This window comes from Thermobacillus composti KWC4 (assembly GCF_000227705.2).
GTDB lineage: Bacteria > Bacillota > Bacilli > Paenibacillales > Paenibacillaceae > Thermobacillus > Thermobacillus xylanilyticus.
Window position 1 is genome coordinate 124,765 of sequence record NC_019898.1, and the last position, 24,418, is coordinate 149,182.

26 protein-coding genes and 2 pseudogenes are annotated in these 24,418 nt (G+C 50.9%); 2 read left to right on the top strand and 26 right to left on the bottom strand.

What is annotated here, in order from left to right; translation table 11 throughout:
- Positions 1 to 12 precede the first annotated feature (12 nt).
- Positions 13 to 486, bottom strand: coding sequence for a hypothetical protein (locus THECO_RS19995; RefSeq protein ID WP_015256802.1), 474 nt, complete (start codon positions 484 to 486; stop codon positions 13 to 15).
- The gene (locus tag THECO_RS20000) at positions 483 to 767 is read right to left on the bottom strand and encodes a hypothetical protein (RefSeq protein ID WP_157373772.1); all 285 of its coding nucleotides are present in this window, start codon (positions 765 to 767) and stop codon (positions 483 to 485) included. The genes THECO_RS19995 and THECO_RS20000 overlap by 4 nt, the downstream gene beginning before the upstream one ends.
- A gap of 1,132 nt (positions 768 to 1,899) precedes the next feature.
- Here THECO_RS20000 and THECO_RS20005 point away from each other — a divergent pair.
- A pseudogene (locus tag THECO_RS20005) lies at positions 1,900 to 3,274 on the top strand (ISNCY-like element ISTco5 family transposase).
- A 352-nt stretch (positions 3,275 to 3,626) separates the two neighbouring features.
- Here the strand turns inward: THECO_RS20005 and THECO_RS20010 are convergent.
- From THECO_RS20010 to THECO_RS20040, 8 genes are all read right to left on the bottom strand, one after another.
- Positions 3,627 to 4,049, bottom strand: coding sequence for a hypothetical protein (locus THECO_RS20010; protein WP_041854720.1), 423 nt, complete (start codon positions 4,047 to 4,049; stop codon positions 3,627 to 3,629).
- A 48-nt stretch (positions 4,050 to 4,097) separates the two neighbouring features.
- Positions 4,098 to 5,174, bottom strand: coding sequence for a coiled-coil domain-containing protein (locus THECO_RS20015; protein WP_015256805.1), 1,077 nt, complete (start codon positions 5,172 to 5,174; stop codon positions 4,098 to 4,100).
- Between the two features lie 202 nt (positions 5,175 to 5,376).
- Positions 5,377 to 5,712, bottom strand: coding sequence for a hypothetical protein (locus THECO_RS20020; RefSeq protein WP_015256806.1), 336 nt, complete (start codon positions 5,710 to 5,712; stop codon positions 5,377 to 5,379).
- A gap of 148 nt (positions 5,713 to 5,860) precedes the next feature.
- Positions 5,861 to 6,034 carry a hypothetical protein gene (locus THECO_RS21870; RefSeq protein ID WP_015256807.1) on the bottom strand — a complete coding sequence of 58 codons (174 nt, stop codon included), beginning with the start codon at positions 6,032 to 6,034 and terminating at the stop codon, positions 5,861 to 5,863.
- Positions 6,031 to 7,050 carry a GAF domain-containing protein gene (locus THECO_RS20825; protein ID WP_015256808.1) on the bottom strand — a complete coding sequence of 340 codons (1,020 nt, stop codon included), beginning with the start codon at positions 7,048 to 7,050 and terminating at the stop codon, positions 6,031 to 6,033. Before THECO_RS20825 ends, THECO_RS21870 begins: the two co-directional genes overlap by 4 nt.
- 83 nt (positions 7,051 to 7,133) lie before the next feature.
- A complete protein-coding gene (locus THECO_RS20030) occupies positions 7,134 to 9,986 on the bottom strand; it encodes a DEAD/DEAH box helicase (RefSeq protein WP_041854721.1) in 2,853 nt (950 codons plus the stop codon).
- On the bottom strand, positions 9,987 to 10,625 hold the full coding sequence (locus THECO_RS20035) for a hypothetical protein (protein ID WP_015256810.1): 639 nt from the start codon (positions 10,623 to 10,625) through the stop codon (positions 9,987 to 9,989).
- Between the two features lie 26 nt (positions 10,626 to 10,651).
- Positions 10,652 to 11,695 carry a DUF6094 domain-containing protein gene (locus THECO_RS20040; RefSeq protein ID WP_015256811.1) on the bottom strand — a complete coding sequence of 348 codons (1,044 nt, stop codon included), beginning with the start codon at positions 11,693 to 11,695 and terminating at the stop codon, positions 10,652 to 10,654.
- Between the two features lie 346 nt (positions 11,696 to 12,041).
- Between THECO_RS20040 and THECO_RS20045 the strand changes: the two genes are divergently transcribed.
- Positions 12,042 to 12,278, top strand: coding sequence for a hypothetical protein (locus THECO_RS20045; RefSeq protein WP_015256812.1), 237 nt, complete (start codon positions 12,042 to 12,044; stop codon positions 12,276 to 12,278).
- A 55-nt stretch (positions 12,279 to 12,333) separates the two neighbouring features.
- Here THECO_RS20045 and THECO_RS20050 read toward each other — a convergent pair whose 3' ends face one another.
- The 16 genes and pseudogenes from THECO_RS20050 to THECO_RS20130 form a co-directional block, all read right to left on the bottom strand.
- Entirely contained in the window at positions 12,334 to 12,642 is a 309-nt protein-coding gene (locus THECO_RS20050) for a hypothetical protein (RefSeq protein WP_041854722.1), read from the bottom strand.
- A gap of 53 nt (positions 12,643 to 12,695) precedes the next feature.
- Positions 12,696 to 13,010, bottom strand: coding sequence for a hypothetical protein (locus THECO_RS20055; RefSeq protein WP_015256814.1), 315 nt, complete (start codon positions 13,008 to 13,010; stop codon positions 12,696 to 12,698).
- A gap of 5 nt (positions 13,011 to 13,015) precedes the next feature.
- Positions 13,016 to 13,390 (bottom strand): hypothetical protein, encoded by a 375-nt coding sequence (locus THECO_RS20060; RefSeq protein WP_015256815.1) that lies wholly within the window; start codon positions 13,388 to 13,390, stop codon positions 13,016 to 13,018.
- Between the two features lie 69 nt (positions 13,391 to 13,459).
- Complete coding sequence (gene dnaN, locus THECO_RS20065; protein ID WP_015256816.1) at positions 13,460 to 14,611, bottom strand: DNA polymerase III subunit beta; 1,152 nt, start codon at positions 14,609 to 14,611, stop codon at positions 13,460 to 13,462.
- Positions 14,612 to 15,098: 487 nt separating this feature from the next.
- Positions 15,099 to 16,661 (bottom strand): annotated as a pseudogene (gene tnpC / locus THECO_RS20070) (IS66 family transposase).
- Positions 16,662 to 16,731: 70 nt separating this feature from the next.
- The gene (gene tnpB, locus THECO_RS20075; protein WP_015256817.1) at positions 16,732 to 17,085 is read right to left on the bottom strand and encodes an IS66 family insertion sequence element accessory protein TnpB; all 354 of its coding nucleotides are present in this window, start codon (positions 17,083 to 17,085) and stop codon (positions 16,732 to 16,734) included.
- On the bottom strand, positions 17,079 to 17,414 hold the full coding sequence (gene tnpA / locus THECO_RS20080) for an IS66 family insertion sequence element accessory protein TnpA (protein ID WP_015256818.1): 336 nt from the start codon (positions 17,412 to 17,414) through the stop codon (positions 17,079 to 17,081). Before tnpA ends, tnpB begins: the two co-directional genes overlap by 7 nt.
- 424 nt (positions 17,415 to 17,838) lie before the next feature.
- On the bottom strand, positions 17,839 to 18,111 hold the full coding sequence (locus THECO_RS20090) for a hypothetical protein (RefSeq protein WP_015256820.1): 273 nt from the start codon (positions 18,109 to 18,111) through the stop codon (positions 17,839 to 17,841).
- 73 nt (positions 18,112 to 18,184) lie between these two features.
- The gene (locus THECO_RS20095) at positions 18,185 to 18,994 is read right to left on the bottom strand and encodes a DNA adenine methylase (RefSeq protein WP_015256822.1); all 810 of its coding nucleotides are present in this window, start codon (positions 18,992 to 18,994) and stop codon (positions 18,185 to 18,187) included.
- Between the two features lie 261 nt (positions 18,995 to 19,255).
- Positions 19,256 to 20,149, bottom strand: a complete 894-nt coding sequence (locus THECO_RS20105; protein ID WP_041854726.1) for a hypothetical protein — start codon at positions 20,147 to 20,149, stop codon at positions 19,256 to 19,258.
- Positions 20,150 to 20,231: 82 nt separating this feature from the next.
- The gene (locus THECO_RS20110; RefSeq protein ID WP_015256824.1) at positions 20,232 to 20,453 is read right to left on the bottom strand and encodes a hypothetical protein; all 222 of its coding nucleotides are present in this window, start codon (positions 20,451 to 20,453) and stop codon (positions 20,232 to 20,234) included.
- Positions 20,454 to 20,495: 42 nt separating this feature from the next.
- On the bottom strand, positions 20,496 to 20,804 hold the full coding sequence (locus tag THECO_RS20115) for a hypothetical protein (protein WP_157373773.1): 309 nt from the start codon (positions 20,802 to 20,804) through the stop codon (positions 20,496 to 20,498).
- Between the two features lie 187 nt (positions 20,805 to 20,991).
- Positions 20,992 to 21,165 carry a hypothetical protein gene (locus THECO_RS21875; protein WP_015256826.1) on the bottom strand — a complete coding sequence of 58 codons (174 nt, stop codon included), beginning with the start codon at positions 21,163 to 21,165 and terminating at the stop codon, positions 20,992 to 20,994.
- Between the two features lie 202 nt (positions 21,166 to 21,367).
- Positions 21,368 to 21,904, bottom strand: a complete 537-nt coding sequence (locus tag THECO_RS21420) for a single-stranded DNA-binding protein (RefSeq protein ID WP_015256827.1) — start codon at positions 21,902 to 21,904, stop codon at positions 21,368 to 21,370.
- 50 nt (positions 21,905 to 21,954) lie between these two features.
- The gene (locus THECO_RS20125) at positions 21,955 to 23,208 is read right to left on the bottom strand and encodes a toprim domain-containing protein (RefSeq protein ID WP_015256828.1); all 1,254 of its coding nucleotides are present in this window, start codon (positions 23,206 to 23,208) and stop codon (positions 21,955 to 21,957) included.
- 17 nt (positions 23,209 to 23,225) lie between these two features.
- Positions 23,226 to 24,188, bottom strand: coding sequence for a hypothetical protein (locus THECO_RS20130; protein WP_015256829.1), 963 nt, complete (start codon positions 24,186 to 24,188; stop codon positions 23,226 to 23,228).
- Positions 24,189 to 24,418 lie beyond the last annotated feature (230 nt).

Below are 24,418 nucleotides of genomic sequence, written 5' to 3' on the forward strand. Positions count from 1 at the left end.
GTTACTTGCCGCTTATTCAAGACGGATTGCCTGTTCCATATCAAGCAGGCGCCGCCCGCTATCGTTAACGTAAATAGGGACCAAAAAACGAATCCGATTTCTCGCAGCAACACGTGCGGAGCTTGTCTGCAAAGACCACTCTCCTGTCCAGTGATATATGGCCGGAGGATAATCAAACATCTTCTCGGCCGGCGGATCGGGAAAATCCTCAGCATTCCAAAGAGACGCCGCCACGCGTTTTCCCATTTCCGTCAGGTTCCATCGCAAAGGCTGTCGTTCCGCGGTTTTGACACTCAACGTTACGAGCCCTTTCTTCTCCAAACTCCGACCGGTATGAAGGCGGACCGGAAACCCTTCGGGGCCTCCGTCAAGCGTGCCGGCCGAATAACGGTAAATTCGATATAACTTCAGCAAATCTTCGGCTTGATGTTGGGTCAGCAGCCGGCTCCCGCTCCGCTGCGCTGGGGATCTTGCTTCACCGATCATCGCATCTCGGGCCTCCTGACATCATCCCGAACTCTCAAGGCTTGCTTTGCAAACTCTTCTCGCGTCATGGTGTACCTGCCAGCCATGAATCCGAGTTGTGGATCGGGACAGGATTCGAGGTAATGCAGCACCGCCAGGGACTTGTAGGCGCCGGCAGGCGGTATTTCTTGAACGTATCGGAAGCGCCCATCGACACACTCGTACACCTTGCCTTGTTCGATTTCCTCGTAAAGCATCACGTCATCCTCCCATAGTGGCAAAGATTCATAATCGCGCTCCATCCATTGTCCGCTTCGCGTTATGAATAGTTCCGTAACGAATGGCGTCTAGTCCGAGATCGAACGACCCGCTCCAGCAGGATGAATACACCCTCTCCCGCTCCCTCTTTTCTATCATCTTCCATTATATCACAGATGATTCGTGCTATCAAAATTCTTTTTAGCAATATACGTGTTTGCACGCTTTTCGGATGCGCTCCCATGCTACTTCGGCGCACTTTCCGTATCTATCCCCTTTATCCCTTATTCGTCACGTCTTCTGTACCTAGATTCGAATCTAGTTGCAGATTTTTATCTCTGCTACTTTATTCGTACCTATTCTTTTGCTTGATCCGTACCTCGTCGCAGACCACAACTCTGCAACTAAATCCGGATCAAGTTGCAGTTTCCGGCCGCCGGGGGGGCCGCCGCGCGCGCTGCGCGCAAAAACCGGGTCAAAAGGGGAAAAGGGTGCCAGATCGGAGAAACGTTGTCAATAGTACAAACGAAACTCAATGCGCGCCAAAAGAAGCAGTCCGGAGCGGGACCGAAGCAAAGAGCAAGGACGGGAAGGCGTCGAAGTAAAGCCAGGGAGAAAGTAGAATCGTGAAAAACGGGAGAACGAATATAAGGAAGTGGGAAGTCGCAGCCGGAGCGGGATCGGAACTGGGGAGCGACAGACATCCGGACGAAAAAACGCAGGGGAAGCGGGACAGAAGGAGAAGGAATAGAGTGGCGGGAAGTGTGGTGCGCGGGCGAGGAAAAGCGTGCAAACACGTATATTGATTTCACGATTTATTTTGATGATCTATGACGTAGACGGCCACACCACCCCGCTGGCGGTGCCGCCCCCCCTGCCCTGCAGGATCCATTTTGCGCGTAGTCCGTTAAAGCGACCAAAAACCGACTTATTCTATGTATTAGGCAGCTCCCGATGAGCTGTACTCAGAAAAGAAAGGTTTGATGGTCAATGACACACCAAAACGACTACTTAGTTTCCCCTGAAAAAGTCGGCTGTTTTAAGCAAAATAAAAGGAATTCATCTCCTCCATGTGGAAATAGGAAGTTGCCGAGACAACCTATCCCAAGAGGCGAATTCCTTTGTCTTAATAGTTCAACATCGCCCCTTGGGAATCCTTCCTTGAGGTGAAGAAAATTGTTGAAACTTCGCGACGAACAATTAACCCTGTGGGATACGATTCTTCCAGAAGAAATACGGAAACTGCCTGCCGAATTGGCGATCATCGATGAACTGTTGGACGACGAAAGCTTCCTGCAGCCGTTTATGGAAAAGCATCCAACCAAGACGAAGATGGGCCGTCCCACCTACCCCATCGAGAAATACTTGCGCCTCATGGTGCTCAAACGCAAGTATAACCTGGGATACGAGTCCTTGATCAAAGAAGTCGGCGACAGCATCACTTGGCGCCTGTTCTGCCGAATCGCGATCGATGAACCGATGCCGGATCCTTCGACGCTCATCTACGCCCGCAAACGCTACGGCGACGAAGTCGTCGAACAGTTGAACGAAGCGCTCCTGCACAAGCTGAAGGAAAAGGCGGTGCTGAAGCATCGCAAATTGCGCACCGATACGACGGTCGTGGAGTCCGACATTCACCACCCCACAGACGCAACCTTGCTGCAGGACGGCGTCAAAGTCATCACCCACCTGGTGCGGAAGATCCGCCAAGTCGCTTCCCATGCCGCGCAAGGCTTTGAAGACCGTACCGCCGAGATCAAGGAGAAGATTCTGTCCATCGCTAAGGTACTTCGCCGCCGCAGCCGGGAGTCTTGGGAAGAAGTCGACCGGATCACCGAAAGCGTCATCGAAGTGACGGAAGCCGTGGTCGAGCAAGCAAACGCGGTTGTCGCAAAAATACGGGAGACCGGCAAACGGATGGCGCAACAGAGCAAAGGGCGGCTTCAAACAGCCATCACGCTGACCGGCCAACTGATCCGCCAAGCCAAGCAAGTCGTATCGGGGACGCGGGTCATCCCGGATCGCATCGTCAGCTTTTTCGATCCGGAAGCCCGGCCGATCAAGAAAGGCAAGTTAGCCAAAGGAACGGAGTTCGGGTATAAAGTCCGGATTGACGAAACGGAGAGCGGCTTCATTACCGGATATGCCGTGTACAATGGCAACCCGGCGGACGATGAACTGCTCATTCCGGCGGTCAAAGCCCACATCGAAACATTCGGCGTCGCCCCAACAGCTGTCGCGACGGATCGCGGTTTTTTCCAGCAAGAAAAACGAATCGGCAGTGACGGCGCTCGGCGTCAAACGGGCCAGCTTACCCCGAAAGGGCAAGAAAGGCCAGGCGAGAACGGAACATGAAAACCAACCTTGGTTCAAAGACTTGCAGCGCTACCGTGCAGCAGGAGAGGCCAGGATCAGCCTCCTCAAGCGAAAGTACGGTTTAGGCCGCAGCAGGTACCGGGGCCTTGTCGGCTCAAAAAGCTGGGTCGGGTTCGGAATCCTGACCCACAACCTGGACAGAGCGGCCAAAATGCTCGCGAAGGCAGCAAAATAAGGAAGAATAAGGTAAATGGGCAGTCCTGAAAAAGGATGGGGATGAGGTGATGTTCACGATCGGACTTTTTCAGGAGCAACTACTTAAATCGCCTCCTGATGGAAAAACGGTCGCTCCGCGACTACATCCTGGACGGGCAAGAGCCGAAAACCGGCGTCGAAAGACTTCAAGAGCTGTTGGCCAAACTCCCCGAAACCAAAATAGTTTGGAATCTCCCAAACACCCCGCCCATCGAGGAACGTTTGAAAGAGTTAAAGAGGAAATCGTTAATGTAAGAGAAACTCAAGGCGCCGCCGATTAGACACGCGGCGCCTTGGCCATAATGATGAAAGTGTGAAAACACGTATAATGATTATACAATTACCCGTTCCAGTACAGGGAGCCGCATCTTGCCGGCTTTTGTCCAATGGCGAAACCGAACGCTCAAACGAACGAGCGGCCGGACAAACGCAAAGTCCTTTGTTTCGCGGATTACCGTTTGGCGCAGTATCGGAAAAACCGCCTTTCGGATCGGTTCGGTTAGGCCATGTTCAAGCAAACCCACCGGGACAATTTGGCCGCCGCGCTCTTGGCCTATCGACCAGGCAGCGTCTTTTTTTGAAAATCCGGTCACAACCACTTCATCCCGCATATAATTAACGACCCGCTGCCATTCCGCCCGGCGCATACCGGGATGGTACCGGCTGTCCCTTCGTTTCAGTACAATTCCCTCTAGCTGTTCGGACCGGCAGCGCTCAAAAAACGGGATAAACCCTTTTTCCAGGATATCGACCATATTCGTCCATACAATAGCCGAGAAAATACTGTCCCATGAAATGCCCCTCTATCCTCGATTCATACAAACAAGCAACTGCATTGAAGGTTTCAATTCCGTTAGGACATCCGTGAGCAGTTTCCAGTGAGGCTTGTCCTGCTCCGGGTCAACTTGTAGTATCGAAACCGGTAGTTCAAGCACCTTCATACACGCCGTCCAAAACGCCCAGCCCACTGCCACCCGGTCCACCTCGGTCATTTGTCTTGGAAGCCCCTCGATAGCAATGCCACTAACATCCGGATCGTCCGGATGCGTCAACACGAGCGAAGCTGTCGAACCGGTCCAACGCAGCATTTCAAATGCAAATGCGCGGCACAGCCGCGGAAAGTCAGCATCAAATCCGGAAACTAAGGTCTCCTTTAATCTCTGAATTTCCCGACTCCATTTTTCCAACTCATTACTTAGAGTGCATTGTTGTCCTTTCAAGAAGTTGAGCTGTTCTTCAATCCTGGTCTGGTTGTTTTCCGGATCCGCCCCATTTTTCAGTTGCTCCATTTGTTGGGATAACTCTGAAACAATAACGTTAACCCGGTCCAAATTCCGCTGCGTTTTCTGCTGCTTCGAACTAAACTCCGCCGTCCGTTTGCGGTTTACAAGATGGCCGGCTGTAATATCCCATAAACGACGACGCGATTCTGGGGAAAGATCGACAAACATCAACCGTTCATAATTCCCCCACACCGCGGCGCTCTCCACGTTCAGAACATCTTGCAACAATTCACTGATATCTTTTAGTCGGCACGGTACACGATTTAGAAAAAATTCGCTTTCACCTATCCTGAAATACCGGCGTTGGATCTCGACGGAATGCCAATCCAAAGGAAAAGTTCTATCGGCATTGTCGAATTCCAAACTGACTTCGGAGATATTCATAGCGCGCCGTTTGCCGTCGCCAGCAAAGATCAGGTCTTCCAGCCTGCGGCAGTTGAGCACGCGCAATCGACTTTCCATAAGGGCATAGCGGATTGCCGTGAATAAATCAAAGGTTTCGTTATCATGCAATACCTGCACGCCCCGCTCACAACTGATTTCTGTCCGATCAGGATACGATCGAAAACCAAGTAACTCAATTCGCTTTATATGCACGCGATTCCTCCTCTCCATAATGGACTCGAAATTTTTACCTGTTATTCTTAAATCGGGTACATGCGGGCAGGCACACAGTCCGCGTTTTTTAACGGCTCTTCTCTAATCCTTATCACACAGTAGGACTAAATCGATCAATATATCAATAAAGTAATATATTGATAACTGAACACATCTTGTCGCGAATTATGCTCTTCCGGTTTCAATCGGACTTTTTACCGAACGTAATTCTGGCCCACTCTTCGAGAGTCATACCGTGCTTAATTTCAAAACCTTTCTTTTCATCGTTCGCATCGTAGATCAGCAGCTCGCTTTCAGCTGCCTCATCTTTCGGCCTGCCGTCCAAAGTTTTACCAAAGTTGTATTCGTTCGGAACAGCATGAATAAAACGAACAAAATCGCCGGATTTCGCACAAGCAGCACCAATGGCGGTGTTGTCAATATCATTTGGATCGAGTGGGCCAAAGATCGCGCAATGTGTCATTTCAGCATTCAGTTTGTCGCAAATCCGGCAAGTTGGATAAATTTTTTTGCCCATATGATTTCACCCTTCAATGATTTCTTGTTTGATATTTATCATATAACGGAATTTCAATTTCACAAAATCATTTTGAAAAAATACGTTCTGACAGTTCAATTGAAACAAAAAAAATAAAGGCACGGGATAAATCCCGCACCTTATTTCTTTATGCGCTCCGAACCAGCAGTTTCTCAACATCCGGATTGTCGGGTTTTTTCTTTCCGGAAGGATAAAGAATATCTTTGCACTCTTCACGGATCACTTCCAGTTCGTTATGCACTCGCTCGACTTCCGAAAAGAGAGCATCGATGTCCTCCCATCCAGTTTTGGTCAGCTTCATTCCCGATCAACCCCTTCCGCACTCATCTTTGCTTTCAGTATATCATACACAAAAATGAGCGAGCAAGCGTGGGCGTAAAACCGCAACGTCCGTAAATCTTGCTTGGTGAACCCATCAACGACTTCTGACTGAACGCACAAAACGCCAAGCACTTCCCCGTTTGCACGAATCGGAATACCGACGATTGATCGGTAGTCATCACTCGGTTTAATGGCACCGAAGTATTCATTTGCTGATTGAATATCCGGAATGTACTGCGCCTCACCCGCTTCCCATACCTTGCCGGCGAAGCCCTCCCCTTTTTTTAGGCGAACGCTTCGAGCAGATCGGGCAGAAAGTCTAATGTAGTGCTCGATGCGCAGCTCTTCGCCATAAACCTTAAAGAGTGCAGCAGACTTGTCGCTGTGGTCTTTTTCCAAGCACGTCAAGCATTCGGACAATATATTGTTTAACATTTCGGAGCGCCATTCCTCACCAATGTAAAGCAAGTATGCAGCAGACCCGAGAAGGCGCCGGGCATTTTCATGGTGCCGAGTAAACACGGTTAGCTTTTTGTTCATCTCCTCCATTTTTCTCTCATAAAACTCGGCACGCTGATTAACCGCCCTCAAATAAGCAGCCGTTCGTTCGCCTTCTTTTCGGGCTTGTTCAAGTTCATCCTGGAGGGCCCTGATTTCCTTCTGAAGACGATGGGGAGCCTTGACGAAATTTTCATCGTAGAAAGGATTGGGCAAGTCAGTAAACCCGAGCTTGAGATCCTCGCTACGAGACCGCCAAATATCCCCGATCATTCTTGTAAAGTATACAATCAAGAATGCAAGGCCCGTATATTCCAATAGACTCCAAGCGCTAATGGTGCCCTTCCAGGAATCCGGAAGAAGCGAACTAACTGCGCCAATGATGGTGGCCAAAATGAGCCCGGTAAACAACAATGCGGTAATGTAACATGCCCAGACCTTCCACAACGGGAACTTCCTCTTCCCCGGATCCGGACGCGGAGAAACCACTGTCTGCATGTACAACCCTCCCATTTGATTATATATAGCCATCAAAAAAAATCGAAAGGGGCAGCTTGCACCGCCCCAATCGAATGCAGAATTTAGAAGTTGAACGCAATCTGACCTTCGGAAACATTGTAGACTTTTTTGGTCTTCTTCCTGGCCGATTTGGTTTCGACGATCAGGTCCAACTTCACTTCCATTTGCGTCGATACAGCCTTATCCACCGGCTTGTTGGTCAAAGCGTACACCCATCTGCGGAAATTAGCCGAATCACTGGGAACCGCGGAAGCATCCCAATGCAATTCGTATTCGCCGAACAAGGATGATTTGGATACCGTCAGTCCTTCGACCCCATTCAGCACATTTTGCTCCGCATATGCAATCTGTTGCATGAATCGCGGACACAAATCCGCAGGGATGACTTCTCTCGCCCAGGCCAGCAACGCAGTCTGTACCGTGTCGCCATAATACGTCTGACCCGAAGATTTCTCCGAAGCCGCCTGCAACTCGTCCCAGACGTCCAGTACATCCGGCTGTTCCTCTGCATTCGATACATCCGGATCCTGAACCGGTGCAATAAATTGAGTAGCGTCGATCGTCATCCGGCCCCAAATAGACTCTGCACTCTCAACGCCTTCAATTTTATTGCCCACGAAACGTTTGGCAAGCTCAGTCGCCAGGCTTCCACCGGAACCTTCAGTCAAAGCCGCCAAACCATCTTGGCTAAACTGCCCTTCCAGCGCCAATGCGGCGCTCATCTTCATTGCCATGAGGTTAATGGCAAGCTCCTGCATGGTATTCTTGTAGGCGCTGTAAACGGTCAAGCACTTATTTTTCTGCCCGATCCTCCAATGGCGCCTGGAAGCCTGACGCACAATCGAAAGCCGGTACCCTGTTTGGTAAAAGTAGATGGAGGGAAAGAACAGTAGGTCCAATCCCGTGCTGACCAGAATGGGATTCGTAAGCAAAACTTGAACCCCTTCTTTCACCCTCTCCTGTATCCACTCTTCCCTTTCAGGACCCTCGACGTGCGATTCCAAAATCGCCGTTTTTATGCCCCGCTCCTCCAGCAGCATAGATAACCGTTGCAAGGTACCCATCTTTCCGGTGTAGGTGGCATAAACAGCGACCCTCCGTCCGACCTTTAATTGCGACTTGACAAACCTGATCAGCTGGAGCTCTTTGGGGTACAACAAGCGTTCACTCAACCGATACTTCGGAGGAACAATGCAATCCCCGGTGTCGGGATGGTAAACCCCGTCGAAGTTGAACGGAACGTCAGGATAGGAGAGCAACGTGTTCAGCAAGCTGCCAAGGAGCACCGATTGTCCCCCGCTGGCCAGCTCTTCGTTCACTGCTTCACGAAGAAGGTTTTCCACGGCCGTAAGATTTCGACGAAGGTACCATTCAGGCGCAAGCAATCTCGCGTGCTTTGGCAGCTTCCTCTTCTTCTGTCCGGGTTTTCGCACAATCCTCGTGGAGCAGCTTACGAATTTTCTCTCTCCTTCGAGCGGCACGTTCATCGGGCCTTCCTGCAGTTCCGGCAGCACTTCAAACATATCCGACATCTGGATAAAGCAAGCGATATCACTGAGCATGTCGGTAAACAGTTGCGGTGCCGCGGCGGGCATTTCCTTAACGGTGCTCCGTTTCGAAGAACCGTTGCTGGAACTGTTCAGCTCGCCATCTTCGCGAATTTTCGTTACCTTTTCACGAACACCGTACAAATCTACCCACTTACCGACGTCGCCCCAGTTAAATCCGTTTTCCTTCATCCGACGCGGGTGCATGCGGAAGATGAGTTCAAAGAGGTTGCTCGCGTATCCGTTCATCAAGGTCCCGGTCATCGCGAGCGTGTATTTGGCGCAACCCATCAAAATATGAAACGCATGCGCTTGAGCGCTGCCGCCGGTCAACTCGTGACATTCGTCTCCGATCGCCAAGTCGAATTTGCGCTTGAACCAACGCTTAAACAGGTCAGCCGGCGCAACCTTGCGCGGGGCATTACCAGACGTTTGGCGTCTTTCACCGGTCAGACTGCTTTTATCCCGGTTCTTTGCCTGCCATAACGGAGTGCCGCAAATGCGGTATTCGTCTTTTTCAGGATCGGCATTTTTGTACAGCCGAATCCGATTCGAACAAAAGAGATTACTTTTTCTGCGGGTCGGCTTGCCCTGCTTATTGAAAAAGTCCTCCCACTCCATCGGCACCATGCTGTCTTCCTTCTCTTTCATGAGAAGTCCGCCGCAGCAAGGACATTTCCAACCTTTGAAAACGGTACGCTTGAACTCCTGAACCTCGCCATTCTCTTTTTGAACCCGCTTCACGTAGGATCGATTGACCCATTTCGCCACCGGCTCATAAATGTACCCAAGCTTGCAGGTGTCACGGGCGATAATGTAGACCTCAATCTTGGTCGGCTTGGATTCGAATTTCCCGCTGTCACGAAGACGAACGACGTCAACGTAATCTTCGATAAATGTGCATTCGAAGATCCGCTTGTCCAGCAGAAGTCCAACCTCCCGCTTCGTCTTCTTGATGAGGTGGTTAGGGACCATGTATATGACACGGCCTTTACCCCCCAGCAATTCGCGAATCATTGCAAAAAATACGCTGATTGAGATCGACGTCTTGCCCGTCCCCATTTCGCCGATGAGGAACAGCCGGTTATGCCTCTGGAAACCTTTGAACAACGCTGTCGCTACGTGCGATTGCGCGTTGAACAACGGCCGCTTGATTTCTTTCAACACATCAAGCGGCTCGTCTCGGCCCGGGTGATGGACCGGCACATACTCGGCATCCAATCTGCGAATTAAGTCCGCGCCAAAAACGCTCAAGTAATCGCCGATCGTTTCAATATCGGCAAGCGTTTTTGGATTGGCATCATCGCCGGGTTCCAAAAGAGCTACTCCTGGTTGACCTAAATTCCCTATTTCCGTTGTAGCAAGCAATTATATGGCCTCCCTTACGTGATCTTCTTCAAGCCGCAGCGCACCGGTTCTAAGTCCATACGACACGTACCCGTCCAAAACGTCTTCACCGACCAGCAATTCATAGGCCACCAGGTTTGAGTAATCGCCAACAAAATCATGCACGGTAAGCGGAACCAGAAACTCGTCTTTCACAAGGCGATCAAACAAGTATGGAATCCACTCCGGAAGCATCGGCGTTTCGTAGTAGGCATCGATGGCCCAGAAGAGCTTTTCATGGATGTTGCCATCCCAAGCGAAAATGCAATATCCGTTATCTTGGCGTGACAGCACTTTTTCGCTGGCCACTATACCAGTGACGAACGTTTCATCTTCACGTTGGGACAGATGCTTGTACTTGCCTGTCGGCTTGACGTAAAAGGACGATCGATCGTAGTTCTTCTCGCCGATACGGGGCGCATACCGCAAACAAAAAGTCACGTCTTCGGTCTTTTTGGCATGGTGGAATTGCGCAAAAACCGCCTGAACACGCGAATCGATGTCAATGACTTTGGCATAGACCAGGTATTTTGATTTCGATTCGGGATCATCCCGCGTGACAATAAGGGGCGTATGCACCTTCACGTAAATGTCTTTGTGTTTGAACTCCATGAATCTCATTCGTATGTCCCCCTGTCTCTTTCGTACTAACCCTGGATCGTCCGGATGTTACCGTAACGGTCCACCAATTTGAACGTGATTTTGAACACTTCACGCTCGGTGATAACCGTCTCGTTCGGACTTTCTTCCACATCCTTGACGATGTCCTTCTTCACAATCCCCTTCAGAACATGAAGGTTGTCCCCGCTTCCAACTTTACCGTTGAGACGCCCCGAAGCCATACGAAGCACGCGGTGCATCTCCTTATCCGGAAGGAGCGGTTGCAACTTTTGCGCCGGCTTTCTCGGAGTTGACCATTCCATACCTTTTTTGGTGAGCGTGGAATTTTTGGATACTTCGCGAACCAGATCCGGGTCCATATGACTCGAACGGAAATACTTCGGCGTGACGTTTCCAGGAAGAACTCGATAAACAGGAGCCTCCATCATGGGGAGGCGTTCCAGTTCACTTCCTTCCTCCATCAGCGTCAATATCCGTTGTACCACGTTCCGGTCGATGAATTTCACGGATCGCTTGCGGCCAATGGTATAAACCTGTCCGAACGTATCGTCGTGCGACTGATACACCCGTATGTCATCCAAGTTAGCCACGAGAATATTCACGATATCCTTGGTCATCCGACGCCGCGGTATGTTGTAGACGAGAATCCCGTCTGCAGCAACATACTGCAGCAAATGCCGCAAAAACCGCTTTTCCTTTCGTTCCACCTTGGAGTCTTCCGTTTCGGAATCATCATCGTAGGGCGGATTCAGGTACATCAACCGGAAATAGTCGCGACTGATGCGGCACTCTTCGTATCCGCCAAAAAGCGCATTATGAATCCTATTGCGGAGCTCCAAATACTTCTCCTCATTCGGTTCAATGCCGAACGTCACCGCGGCCGACCCCTGGGTCAGCACTTCCAAAGCGCGTCCGCTGCCGGCACAGAAGTCAGCAACGGAAAATGGGCTCTCCGGGAACTGCAGGAGACTTCGGATGCAAAGCATATCCCGCTCCGTCGTTTCAAAATTCCCCATTCGTACCTTGTTGCGCATGATCCGGTCGAACATGCCCTTCATTTGATCTGCCATCTTTCTATTACCCTCCTTTGTGAAATAAAAAAAGAGCCACGCATATGCGTAGCTCTTACTTCCACAATTATCGCTTAAACAAAAAAAAAGACAGACCTATGGCATAGATCGTCTTCTTCGTCCAAGCTATTACCTATTCCCTTGCGGGCCCCACTCTCTGCCTGATCAACGTCTGGCAAAGAAAAGAAATGTGAATCGTATTAGGGATATTATACCATGATCACTTATGTTTTGAACAGGCCCGCCTTACGACACAGAGCGGCACAGATTTTTGAAATCGTTTGGAGAAAACAAGATCAGGAATTATAATAAAGATAACATCAAAAATCTGGAACGGAGGTCGGATATGTCTGCGCAATTTCATGAGCAACAACTTCAGAATCCGGAAATCGCGGAAAAAATAGAGTGGATGAAGCAACGTTTAAAGCTGGAGACAAACGAGGAATTGTTTTCGAAAGCATTAAGCCTTCTGTATCAAGCAATCCAGCTGGAAGACCGAGGGTATACGGTTGGCGCTTTTACAAAGCCAGGACCGCTCGGCGATCGGGAGCTTATTGAGTACCAAATAGTACCCAAGAAATAGAAAAACAAGGTCCACCTACGAAGAGGCAGACCTTGTTTTTTTTACACGGTCGGCATCAGCCGGCTACCAGCAATTCGGCGACGGGCGCCGAGTAATATCCCACGACGACGCGGAGGCCGGTTGGGCGAACGATACCCGCTTCAACCAAAGCCTCCATCATACCCTCGTTCTCGTCTTGGTCCTTGACTACGACGTAGTTTTCAGGCAACTCCAAAGACGGAACGTTAATAGTAGCAGTAGCCATCGGCGACCCATCTTCACAATAAAGCTGGATCGCCGGCCCGCCTCCTACCTGGTATGTGCCGATTTCGACCGTGCAATCTTCTCCCAAAAAACGAACCTTTTTCCCTTCGATTATCTTCATACGTTACGCCCGTCTGACTGGGCTTCCTCCTTCGCATTCCGTATTTGATATCGTCACTTCTGGCTCGATTGACGACCGAAGTAGTAACCGAGAACCAAAGTGGCGATCGGCGACGCGATTGCTGCCAACGCTTTGAAGACTTCGAGTGTTTTATCGACACTGCCTTCTTTCAGCAGTTGGAAAGCAAAGATGAGCGTGAACACGGTAACAACGAAAACCACCAAAAAGACGAGAGCTTTGACGAGCAAAGAACGTTCTTTGGTCTGGTCAACGATCGTAACCGGCTCATTCGTTTTCGCATCGCCCTTCCGATTCGAAAGTTGTTCTTCAACGTCAACGACTTGGATCTTGGTTTCGTCAACTCTCATTTGTATTACCCCCTTATCCGAAATTTGATTACCTCCTTCGAGAAAAAGTTGTGTTTCACAGCTACGACTTCATAGCCCCGCTCTTCCAGCTGCAGCCCCATATTCAAGAGGGAAAGCGCTTTGGAGAGGAGCTGCTCGACGCTGGAAACTTTCAATTTCTCTGCGAGGTATGTAAGCTTGGCAGCGGAACTAATGCGCTTTTCACGCACATTATTTACGCTGTCATAAGCACGTTCCAATTGCCGCCGCAGGTCTATGACCAACGGATGATTCCCAGGCAACACTTCGATCAATTTCGAAAGTTGCTCCTTCGAGTATGTCAGTTCGACTTCAATGACGTCGCTATCTTGTTCAGCTGCCGTGTTGGGAGCTTGTGCCATGTCTCTACCTCCGATTACCATGTTCGAGGGCGCGAAACCAACAGAGCGATGCGCCCCCGTCTTTTTCTATTACCTTACTGGATTGATAACTGATGTTACTGAAGTATCTCCGTCATACTCCACAAATCCGGGCGTGATCGGCCCGCTGATACGTAGCGTGACCGTCTTGACTTCCCGATCGCCTACGAGCAGCGCTTCCCGAAGGTAACGGCCGTTGAACTTGACCGCCGGCAACCCGCTGCTCATTTTCGACCCGGGTATCATTTCGCTGACTTCGCCTGTTTCAGAATGCGAATGAACGACCAACTCGCCGTCGCCACTCGCCTCCAACGTCACCCGGTTATTTTCGGTTTCAAGTGAAAGCATCCGGTTCAGGCATTCGTCCAGCGCACCGCGGGGAATTTGAATGGCAAAATCGGTTTTTACCCCGAAGATGTGCTCGATATTCGGATACGTTCCATCGAGCAATCGTCCAAAATAGACGATGTTCTTCTCCCGCAGGACCAGGTGCGTGTCATTGATGCAAAGATCGACTTTATCAGCTTGGAGCGCATCCACGACTCCCTTAAAGTGCTGTGCGTCAATGACGCCGCCGCGAAAATTCTCTTCATTTTCGATAGCAACGTTTGAAATGTACCTGTAAATCCGGTGACGGTCCGTAGCCACGAAAGCGAGTTTCCCGCCGGCGTTGTACACATTCACTCCACACAGAATCGGGGTTGTCTCGTTTGTGGATGCGAACCTAGCCGATAACGCCCCTTTCCGCAGCACATCAATCGGAACAGAAATAAATTCCGACGTCGCAAGCCTTGGAAGCTGTGGAAATTCCTCCGGATCGAGCGTTTTGAGATTTGCCGATCCCCGCTCCCCGTAAGAGATGCAAACCGACGAGCCCTTTTGGGTAAAAGACAGGCTGCCGTGCGGCATCCTCTTAACGAGTTTGATCCCTTCCCTGGCCGGGAATAAGTAACTTCCGTCCATCTTGTTCTGATTCACGACTTTCAGCATTTGCAGAACGGATTGCGTCGTGTCCATCGCGGTGACGAAAAGGGTATCGCCTTTAAGGTCGAACTTAACACACTGCAAGATGGGAATTGTGCTCTGTCTCGGCACCACTTTCTCGCACAAGAGCAAAGCGTTCATGATAACCTCGTGTTCGACCGAAAACGAAATTCCATCCGCCACTTCTGTCACGACTCGTTCTTTCTCCATGACTTCCATCTTCCGATTTCCTCCCTCTTTTTGGGCACAAAAAAAAGCCACGGAAAATTAAAAAAGAACATACCTGTGGCATGTTCTTCATAATCTCCGTGGCAATTTCGCGCCTGAATATTTTTTGTCCGAGATTCGGACGTACCCCTTCTCCAGCTGAATTATTTCAGCGGAGAAAATAAAAAAGTAATGGTAATGGCTATATTATAGCAGTATCGCCCATCTCACATCAATACCCCTCAAAAATAAGAAACCCTCGCCAATTTTAAGCGAGGGCTTGGCGTTTGCCGCCTGCCTATTGCCTCTGCCGGCGGAACTCTTTACACATAACGAGGTGGAAGGCATTTCTGATGCTTCTCCCCGCTCCACTTTCCCCAACTCTCCAAAAGTTCCACTGGGCCATAAGTGGTGATTCCGTCAATATCCAAATACAGCGTAAGCGTCAAATAGCCCCCACCTGTCCATCAAATGAGGGCTTGGATAAACTGGTTTATGGTCAGGACATCCGGCAAGTCAGCGGCAATGACGACGACCAGGGCAGCAATTGATCCAACGCTTCCGGATCTTTCGGATCCGCTAGCTGCGGAAGCTGCTCGAACAGGTACTTTAGGTACTGGAACGGATTCAACCCGTTCTCTTTTGCCGTTTCGATCACGCTGTAGATCGTCGCGCTGGCCTTTGCTCCGCGGGGGGTGTTGGCGAACAGCCAGTTCTTGCGTCCGATCACGAACGGCTTGATCGACCTTTCGCTGCGATTGTTGTCGAGCTCCAGTCTCCCGTCCTTCAGGAAGGCCGTCAGCTTCTCCCACTGGTTCAGGCTGTACGTGATTGCCTGTCCCAGCAGGCTTTTCGGCAGCGTACGGGATCGTTGCTTTTGAAGCCATGCCCAATAAGCCTCCAAAATGGGCTTGCTTCGCTCCATTCGGACGGTATGCCGTTCTTCCGGCGACGCGTCCTTCAGCTCTCGCTCAATCGCAAAAAGCTGGTTGCAGAAGTGCAAACCTTGCTGAGCCGCTGTCTCGGTTTTGTTTTGCGAGGCAGGCAACACCTTCAGCGCCTCGTCGAACTTGCGGCGCGCATGCGCCCAGCACCCGACGAGCGTGACACCCTGCACCTTGTGGTAGCCGGAATATCCGTCGACATGCAGGTAGCCCTTGAATCCCGCAAGAAACGCTCGCGGATGCACCCCGTTCCGCGTCGGCTGATAGTCGTACAGGACGATCGGAGGGCCTGTTCGCCCGGTCCGATACAGCCACAGATACGACGGCGTCTCGGCCGACTTGCCCGGATCGCGCAGCACCTGAAGCGTCGTCTCGTCTGCATGCAGAATGTCCTGCCTGAGCAAATGCTCACGCATGCGTTCCATCAGCGGCGACAGCCACCGGTTCGCACCGTAGATCATCCAGTTCGCCAGCGTCTGCCGCGAGATCCAAAGCCCCAAACGAGCCAACTGCTGCTCCTGTCGGTACAGCGGCTGGCTGTCCACGTACTTCTGCGTCATCACATACGCCATACTGGAAGCAGAAGCGAGGCTGCCCGGATAGACGGGTTTCGGCATCGGAGCGGTCACGATCGGCGTGCGGATCTCTTCGCGCTCGCAGCGGCGGCAAGCATACACTTTCCGTACATGTTACACCCATTTCGCCTGTGCCGGGATGATCTCGATTTCGTTACGCGTCTCCGTGCTCATCTCGTGAAGCGCACCTCCACAGCACGAACAGACCCGCTCGTCTTCGCCAAGCTCATACGTTACCGTCTTCACCGGCAGATGATCCAGCTTGGCTTCGCGTTTGCCGGTTTGCTTGCGGCGCTCGTACGTGATCTTCTCCGTCAGCGGTTCCTCGCCTTCGGGCGTGGCGAGCACTTCCGCTTCGTTGAACAGGTCGAGTGCCAACTGATCCGGATGCGTCTTCTCGCTTGAGGCGCCAAAACGCTTCTTCTGCGCCAGGCGAAACTGCTCTTCGTACCATTTGAGCTTGGCCGCAAGTTCGGCCACTTGCTGCTCCAGCTTTTCAATTTTGGCTTCGTAATTTTCGATGGTAGCCGCTCGTGTTTCCATGCGTTAACATTTCGACAAGCCAGCTTTTGACGCCTTCCGCAGGATGTGGCGAAACGGTGAACGTTGACGGTTAAATCACCGCCTCAGCCGTGACTTTGGAGTGCGCCTGCCGCTGGCTCAGCTCGAGTCCGTCGAGCAACCAGCGGAGCTGGCGGGTGGAGACGGCGAACGTTCCTTCGCTTCCGGAAGGCCATTGAAATGTGCCGCGTTCGAGACGACGGTAAAACAGCCAGAACCCGTTGTGTTCCCAGTACAAGATCTTGAGCTTGTTGCGCTCGCGGTTGCAAAACACAAACAGGCACGGCGAGAACGGATCCAAGCCGAAACTTTCCTGCACGAGCGCGGCCAGCGAGTCGATGGACTTGCGCAGGTCGGTCGACCCGGAGGCCAGATAAACGCGCTGAACTCCGGATAGCGTTAGCATGATGCTTCCCCCAACGCCCGAACGACGTCGCGAAGGAGTCCGGGGTCGAAACCGGTCTGGAGTTCGATCCGCGCTTTTCCGATGCAAACCACCAGCGAGGGCGGAGCGTCAGATTGCGGATGCGGATCGGCAACCATCAGCGGCACCCAGCGGGTGGGGGAAGCCGAAGAAGGGGAAGACGGCAAGTTTTTCGCCTTGTAGAGCCAGTACTTTAGTTGATCGATGGTGCAATGATTGGCGGCGCACCAGGCGGACATGGTCAGGCCGCTGGCGCGAAAGTCCGCAATGCGCGCGGCCCACAATTGACGGCGTTGTTCCCGGGAAGTCATAAGGCAACCTCCTGCTTTCGTAGATTGCCTTTATTTTCGCATGAATGTTGTGGGGCATTGAAGGTGGGAAAGGTTTGACGCTTACAATTAGACAAATAAGAAGATGCAGGCGAGATACCAGCGTAGGTGGATTAAACGGAAATATCAATGAAAAGAAGCGGGACCTTTCGGACCCGCTTCTTTCAGCAGCAGTTCTAATCAATCAGTTCTCGACTTTTTCAAGCAGATCGATGCGGTAACTCCACCAGTGATTGTTGGTTAATTGCGGATTGTCATCGCTTTTCCATAGTACATCCACCGTCTTTCCGCTTTTGGATATTTTCGTGACTTGTCCGTAGACAAGTTTTTTGTCTTTTTTGTGCCGAACGATGTCACCGGGCTTAAACATATACATTACTCCCCTATCTCCAGCACATCCAACCGATTATGTGCCACCAAATTGCGCAATCGATAGTTGTGCCTTTTTCTCCAAATGACACAGGCGTTCTTTCCGGTCACAATACAGCACATAGGGATCGCCATTTTTCTCACCACGATAATCCGTGGAGAGCTTCATGTAATCCGCTCGGAGCATAATGGGACGGACGAAAATACGTTCCTGGTCCGGAAACTGCCCAAGAGCTTGAAGCGTAGCCTCGATACCATTTCGGACATCGAGAATTTCCCCGGTTTGTTTGTCCTTCAAACAATAATGCATGCCCATTTCCTCCTGTTCGCCCATTCTTCATGGAGGGAAATGAAATCCCCCTCCATGCCAGGCATGATCTTCATTACACGCTCGATGGTTCGTAATTCATGAAGATATATTCGGTACCCTCTTTCTTGGCCTCGCCCACTTTGCAAACCGTACCGATGTAGGAATCAACCTGATGAACGTGCCAATCTCTGTACAGTTCGAAAATGAGCGGATCCGCATAGTAAGTCACCAGAACTTTTCCCTTAACCTTGTTGAGAAGTCTCGCCAGGTCGATATGATCCTGCCGGCTAAAACCGCCTTTGTAGAAATGTTCTCTTCCCACATAGGGCGGATCAACATAGAACAGGGTTTCAGGTGAGTCGTACCGGCGAATAACTTCGCGGAAGTCCAAGCATTCGATCATCACTCTCCGAAAACGTTGTTCAAAAGCGTACAGTTTTTGGACCGCATTCTGATAATCGACAGCTGTGTTTTTGATTTTCCCGGCCCGCCATCCGCTTTTTTGGTTGTTATGGGGGATGATCTTTTGACGGAGGATGTAGAACCAACGAACCGCCCTTTCGAAAGGATCGTCAGGAAGCGGGCTGGATTGCCACATCCCAAACAGGTACCGACTTGTCGGGAGCGAACCCAAAGCATCGATCAGCTCGTCGCGTCGTTCCCTCAGAACCATCAAAAAATTCACCAAATTGGTGTCTATGTCGTTGAAGACTTCGACACGACTTGGCACTTTCGCCATCATGACATGGGCGCCGCCGGAAAACGGCTCGCAGTAGCAATGGTGTTCTGGAAACAACGGAATGATGTCCTTGGCCAAAATGTGTTTCCCGCCAAACCACCGCAAAACCGATGCCGTCCGCGCATCGTTCAATAAAGCTCCCATTGGAAAACTCTCCTTTTTCCGAATTTTTTAGGAATCCGGAAAAAGGCAGGACTCTTTGTTGTCCTCTCATTCATACTGAAAAGGGCTGAATGAGTGCTACTCTTCTCCAGTTGGAGGCTCAGCATGAAGGGGGCTACAATGAACCGCAAAAGCGCCGGAATCTCCAAAAGATACCCTTTCTCTTTTGTCCGGACACTCCTTCATCGCACCTTAAATCAGAGAGTTTTCCATCGACCTGCGCATCGCATTTCTTACATCACCTTACTTCAACAGTTCAATTTGCAGCCGCAGCAACGCCTCGCCAACGCGATTCTCTTTCTGCTGCACGTAACTCTGCTTAATCAGGTAGCACGTAAATTTCGCGATTGTGCGGCCATACTTTCTTTTGACTTCTTCGTATTTGGACAGATCGGTAAACAAGGCGTCGAGAGACTCTTTTCGGGACAGAAATTGTTCCAATTCGCCCGTGGTGTCTTCTTCACGCAAACTTTCCGCAAATTCTTTCCAAGCCCGACGAGCATCTTTAAGGGCTTGTCTCCATGCGCCCAGCTGCGCTTTCAACCCCTCAATAGTACTCTCCACTCCATACTGATGAGCCTTGGGTCCAACTTCATCGACAATGCGGCTGGCCTCCTGAGGCGTCCGATGATGTATGCCGGCAATAATCGACCAGCGCTCATGCTGAAAGTCTCTAAGCCGCCGGATATTCCGCTCTTCTTCAATCAAACCCTCATACCACAACGGCTTTTGCGCCAAAGGCACCCCATCGCCAAATACACGATATGGAACGCCATGTTCATCAAACAAGGGTTTTAATGAATCCGCAATCGGACGGCCGGTGTGAAGTTCAACAAACGGTATCTCCGGATACTTCAGCACATGCTCAAGAATTTTTCGAGCGAACGCTTCGCATTGCGACTTCCGCGGATGCCATCTGCTAACCGGATATGGAGCGACGACTTCCTCGTAACCGATGATTCTCAGCCGATGAAAGCTGAGAAAAAAGATGTCCTCCTTCGGAAAATCCCGAACCTCCATGTATTCCACCACAGAATTGATCCACCGGCTTTTGTGGCTGCGGTAAAAATCGCACGCCTTCATCGGTTCAGGCTGCCGGGTGGACGATTCCATAATGAACGCGATTCGTTTCCCCATGATTCCAATACCCCTTCCCGCCCCCTTGCATGGAGGGGGCGTAAAATACCCCTCCATGTAGGGGAGGATAGCACTCTTTCGGCTAGTCCGCAACCGCCAGTGGGACGTGTTTCTCCACGCGATGGATTTCAATCGCATGGATATGCGCCCCCCGGCCAACGAAGGTAAATTCGTCGTGGTTCTGCGAGACGGTCTCGATGATGCCGCTGTACTGCTGGCCGTTGACCAGTCGAAATACGACGCTGTCTCCCGGCTGAATACCCTTCAGTTTTTCAGGCCGAATGGATTCGAGTAAAGAGTTCATGATACGTACTTCCTCCTTTGATAACTTCTAATGCAGCGTGATTCAAATGGCTGCAGCCTGGGCGCCATCGATAGTTATGCTCAGAATACAAGCACGTTCAAGCGCTTTGTTCAAGGCATAGCCATCAGCATAACTGTCGTGATCTTCGATAATTTCGATTGTCAGGTCTAATCCGTAAAGGAAGTCCGCCTTGTATCTGGGCCTTTCCTCGCAGATATGCCAGTTGGACCACGGATCAATCGAATCTTTGACAGGCACAACATACAATGTTCGAAGACCGGTAACTTCATAAAACTTCTTTTTGAATCCAAAATCAGCAAACGTATTTTCTGTAATCCGAATGTCCGCCACTGCATGTTTCTCCTTTTGCAGCCCCTTGCGAGTGGGGAGCTGCATCATTTAGCCCCCACGCCGGTCGGAAAGAAAAAGCCTTTCCGCCTTTACCAATGGAAAAAGAAAAAGCTTTGCCGAAGCAAAGCTTTTTCCCACTCGCACCAATTGTACGATGGTAGCTCTCCGCCGAATGGCGCGTCAGGCCTCATTCGCTTCCCAACTGTTCATCCGGACAGCCATCGATATGGAGACCTTCGATGTAGTTGATCGATCCTTTGACGAGAGCATATCCGCATTTGACGCAGAAGCGGTCGTCCAATTCGGGATAGCGCTCGTCGGCTTTTTTGACTTTTTCGAAGTACACTTCGATGTAGTTCATTTACTCCCCTCCATTCTTCCTCCAAGCGTTCACGGACCGCATCGCAAGCACCCATCATTCCAACATCGAATGTTTTCAGCGCCCGTTCAACTTCATCCGTGAAGCACTCGTAGAAAGGATATAATAACTGCTCTAAGTCCCTTGCGAGTGGGAGCTGCATTAGCCCCCCCACTCCGGGCTCCTTACCCTTTACGCATCAGCCTTAAAACGGCAAGTCGTCATCCGAAATATTTATCGGTCGGCCGTCATCCCAGAACGGATCGTAACCAGGGTCATGCCCTCCAGCTCCAGGATGATCATCGCTGCGTCCTCCACGTTGGTTGCGTCCACCACCGGTTTGACCGCCGCGGCCACTTCCCTGGTTTCCGCCGCCACCTTGTCCACCATTACCGTTTCCATTATTGCCGGAACCGGAATTCGCGGACTCCAGGAATCGCACGTTTTCGGCGACAACTTCCGTTACGTACCGTCGTTGATCAGAACCTTCCGGCGTATAGCTACGCACCTGGATGCGCCCTTCAACAGCAACCAGTCGGCCTTTTCGCAGATAATTCGCACACGTTTCGGCGAGCTGACGCCAAACGACGATGGGAATGAAATCCGCTTCGCGATCGCCTTGTTGGTTGGTAAAGGGGCGGTCGACAGCCAAGGTAAACGTACAAACGCCAACTCCGGACGGGGTATAACGCAACTCGGGATCGCGTGTGAGGCGCCCGATCAATATGACACGGTTCAACATATTTCATCTTCCTCCACTTTTTTAATTATTGCCTCCGATTTCAAAATTCTCTAATCGAGAATTTTCGACACCTGCGGGACCAGCTCATTGGCGAGCAAATCGTCGATCCCCTTCCCTTGCGATATGTCCCACATCGCAAGACTGAGGGACATATCCGTCTTATCCGCAAAAAACTGTGCGCACAGCTCTAATGAGCGCTGCACTTCGGGTGTTGTAACGACGTCTGCGTCATAAGCAAGCACAACGTGCCGGCATCCCAATGCGAGAAGCGGTTCAAGCGCCAATTGGAATGCGCCCGAACCAGGAATCGCGAGAAACGGCTTCACCATTCTGTCAGCCGCAATATCTGCTTTGATGGGGCCCTCGGTGATCCAAACTTCCGAGCAATCAATCAATGCACTCGGATCTTCCCCGACCTCCCAGTATTTCAAACACGGATACGGAAGAGCCAAATGGTACGGAAGCGGGCTTCCGATGGAAGAACCGTTCGGTTTAGACGAGCTGCTCCACCACCAATAACGCTGTGCTTGCTTGAGCTCTACACTGAAAATAAACTGGCCCGTTTTCGCGTAGCACTCTTTTTTATCCTTCTCGGTCAGAATGACCTCCAACCTTTTGTCCTGGACTTTGAGCGAACATTTCGCACGCCGCCGGCCGCTTTCGTCGGGGTCCACTTCTTCGAGAATTTCACCCTTGATGTGCCCTTTCAGCGACAGCTCAAGAGGCACATGATCCACCCGAATTTGCCAACCGAGTATTTCGTTCCGGATGGAACGAAACGGAATCATGAGTCCCGATTCACCCGCCATCGTCCAATAAGGACCGTAGGTGCCCTCTGCTACAAAGAAGCCGGGGACACCCAACAAATCATCCTGGTCGTTCAAGCGGCTGATAACCCGTTTGGCAACCCGATATCGGTCCCGATCAGGCATGGTCCGATATTCCCGCAAACGGATGGCCTCTTCACTCATATGGCGTTCATTTCGTAAGTGGTCGAGGTGGAACTCGGATAATCCAAGCTCCTTCATCAAAGCACGGTACACACGGTTGAGATGAAAGTCCGGCTTTTTTTCCACCAATCTTACGATTTCAATCTCAACCTTTGTTTTAGGCACGCGGTCAGGATCGAGATAATGAATATATTGTCGCCCAATTGTAGTGTCCCGGTACTGGTCGGATGGCACCCGCATGCAATGAACGATCGTCATTTCTTTGTTGATGCCGCACCAACCTTTATGACCACAAATCGGACAGGCGGACATGATCTCGTACCATCCCTCGTGTCTAGTCCTCCGTAGCTTCATGTCCCAGCCCCCTTACTTCACGACGCTTCTTGTTTTTGTCTCTCCGCTTTCAAGTGTTCTTCGATCAAACGCAGTTGACCGACTTCAAGGCTGTTAAATTTGCCGTTCCAAGTGATTTTCAACCACATCGACACCCTATTTTTCAACTGTGCCGGGTTCATTCCCTTGGTCATGTCGATCAAACGCCTTACTAAATCATTCTTCAGCCTCGCAGGATCATCCTGCCGCTGCTGACCACCGGAGCGGGATTCATTGTCCGAACGCGTTCGGCCGGTTTGGTGACCGCCAACAGACCGTTGAGCTCCTTCACCCACATTGTCGGCATCATCTTGATCGACCGAACCATTTTTCATGGCTTCCAATGCCTTTTGACGCGTATAGGCAATGGCAATGTCCTCGACGGTGGACAAGCCCGAGCCAACAATCCCAAATCCCGCCTGCGCCAGAGCACGCCCGATCGCGCTTGTCGTTGCGTTCTCGATCGGGTTTGTCGAATCAACACCACTACCTCCAAAAGCAATAACAGCGCGATCGCGTGTTTTTACCGGCTGACCTTTTTTGTTCAACCCCTCAAACACACACTCGATTACCCAGGACGGGCCAATCTGCTCCGCATAAGTATCCAGCCGGTAGCCGGATCCATGCTTTTCATGAACATCGATCATTTCCGTGATTCTCCCTTCCACGTCGAAATACGGGCGGAAGATTTCCACGAAGGTTTTGCCCTTATAGGACTGAAGCCCCTTTGATCGCTGTTCATTGGTGAGCTCGAACTCCGCGTCGTAGAGTTTTTGCTTTTGGCTTAAAAGACGGATGTGCTTGTGATATTGATCCGGGACGGTTTTGTACACGTCCTCAATGTGCTCAATGGCACGTTGACGTTCTTCCAAAGCTTGTTTCATCAAGCGTTCTGCCAGCGGGCCGTCGAGCTGGCGCCTTGGAGCACCATCCTGATAGTTGTTATTTCGGTAGCCACCCATTTTACATACCTCCTGAATAGATTTGAATTTCCTCCTGCTTCATGCTTCAGCTGATCATGGTCCCATGACCATTCCTCCTTGGTTGAGTATCTATTGCCAAATAAAAAAGAGACGCACCATAACGATGCGTCCCCCATGTAATGGCAGCAAAAAAAGACATACGAATAGCGCATGTCTTTTTAGCTTCCATTAGAAACTACCTATTGGCCTTACGGCTCACCCGCTCTCCG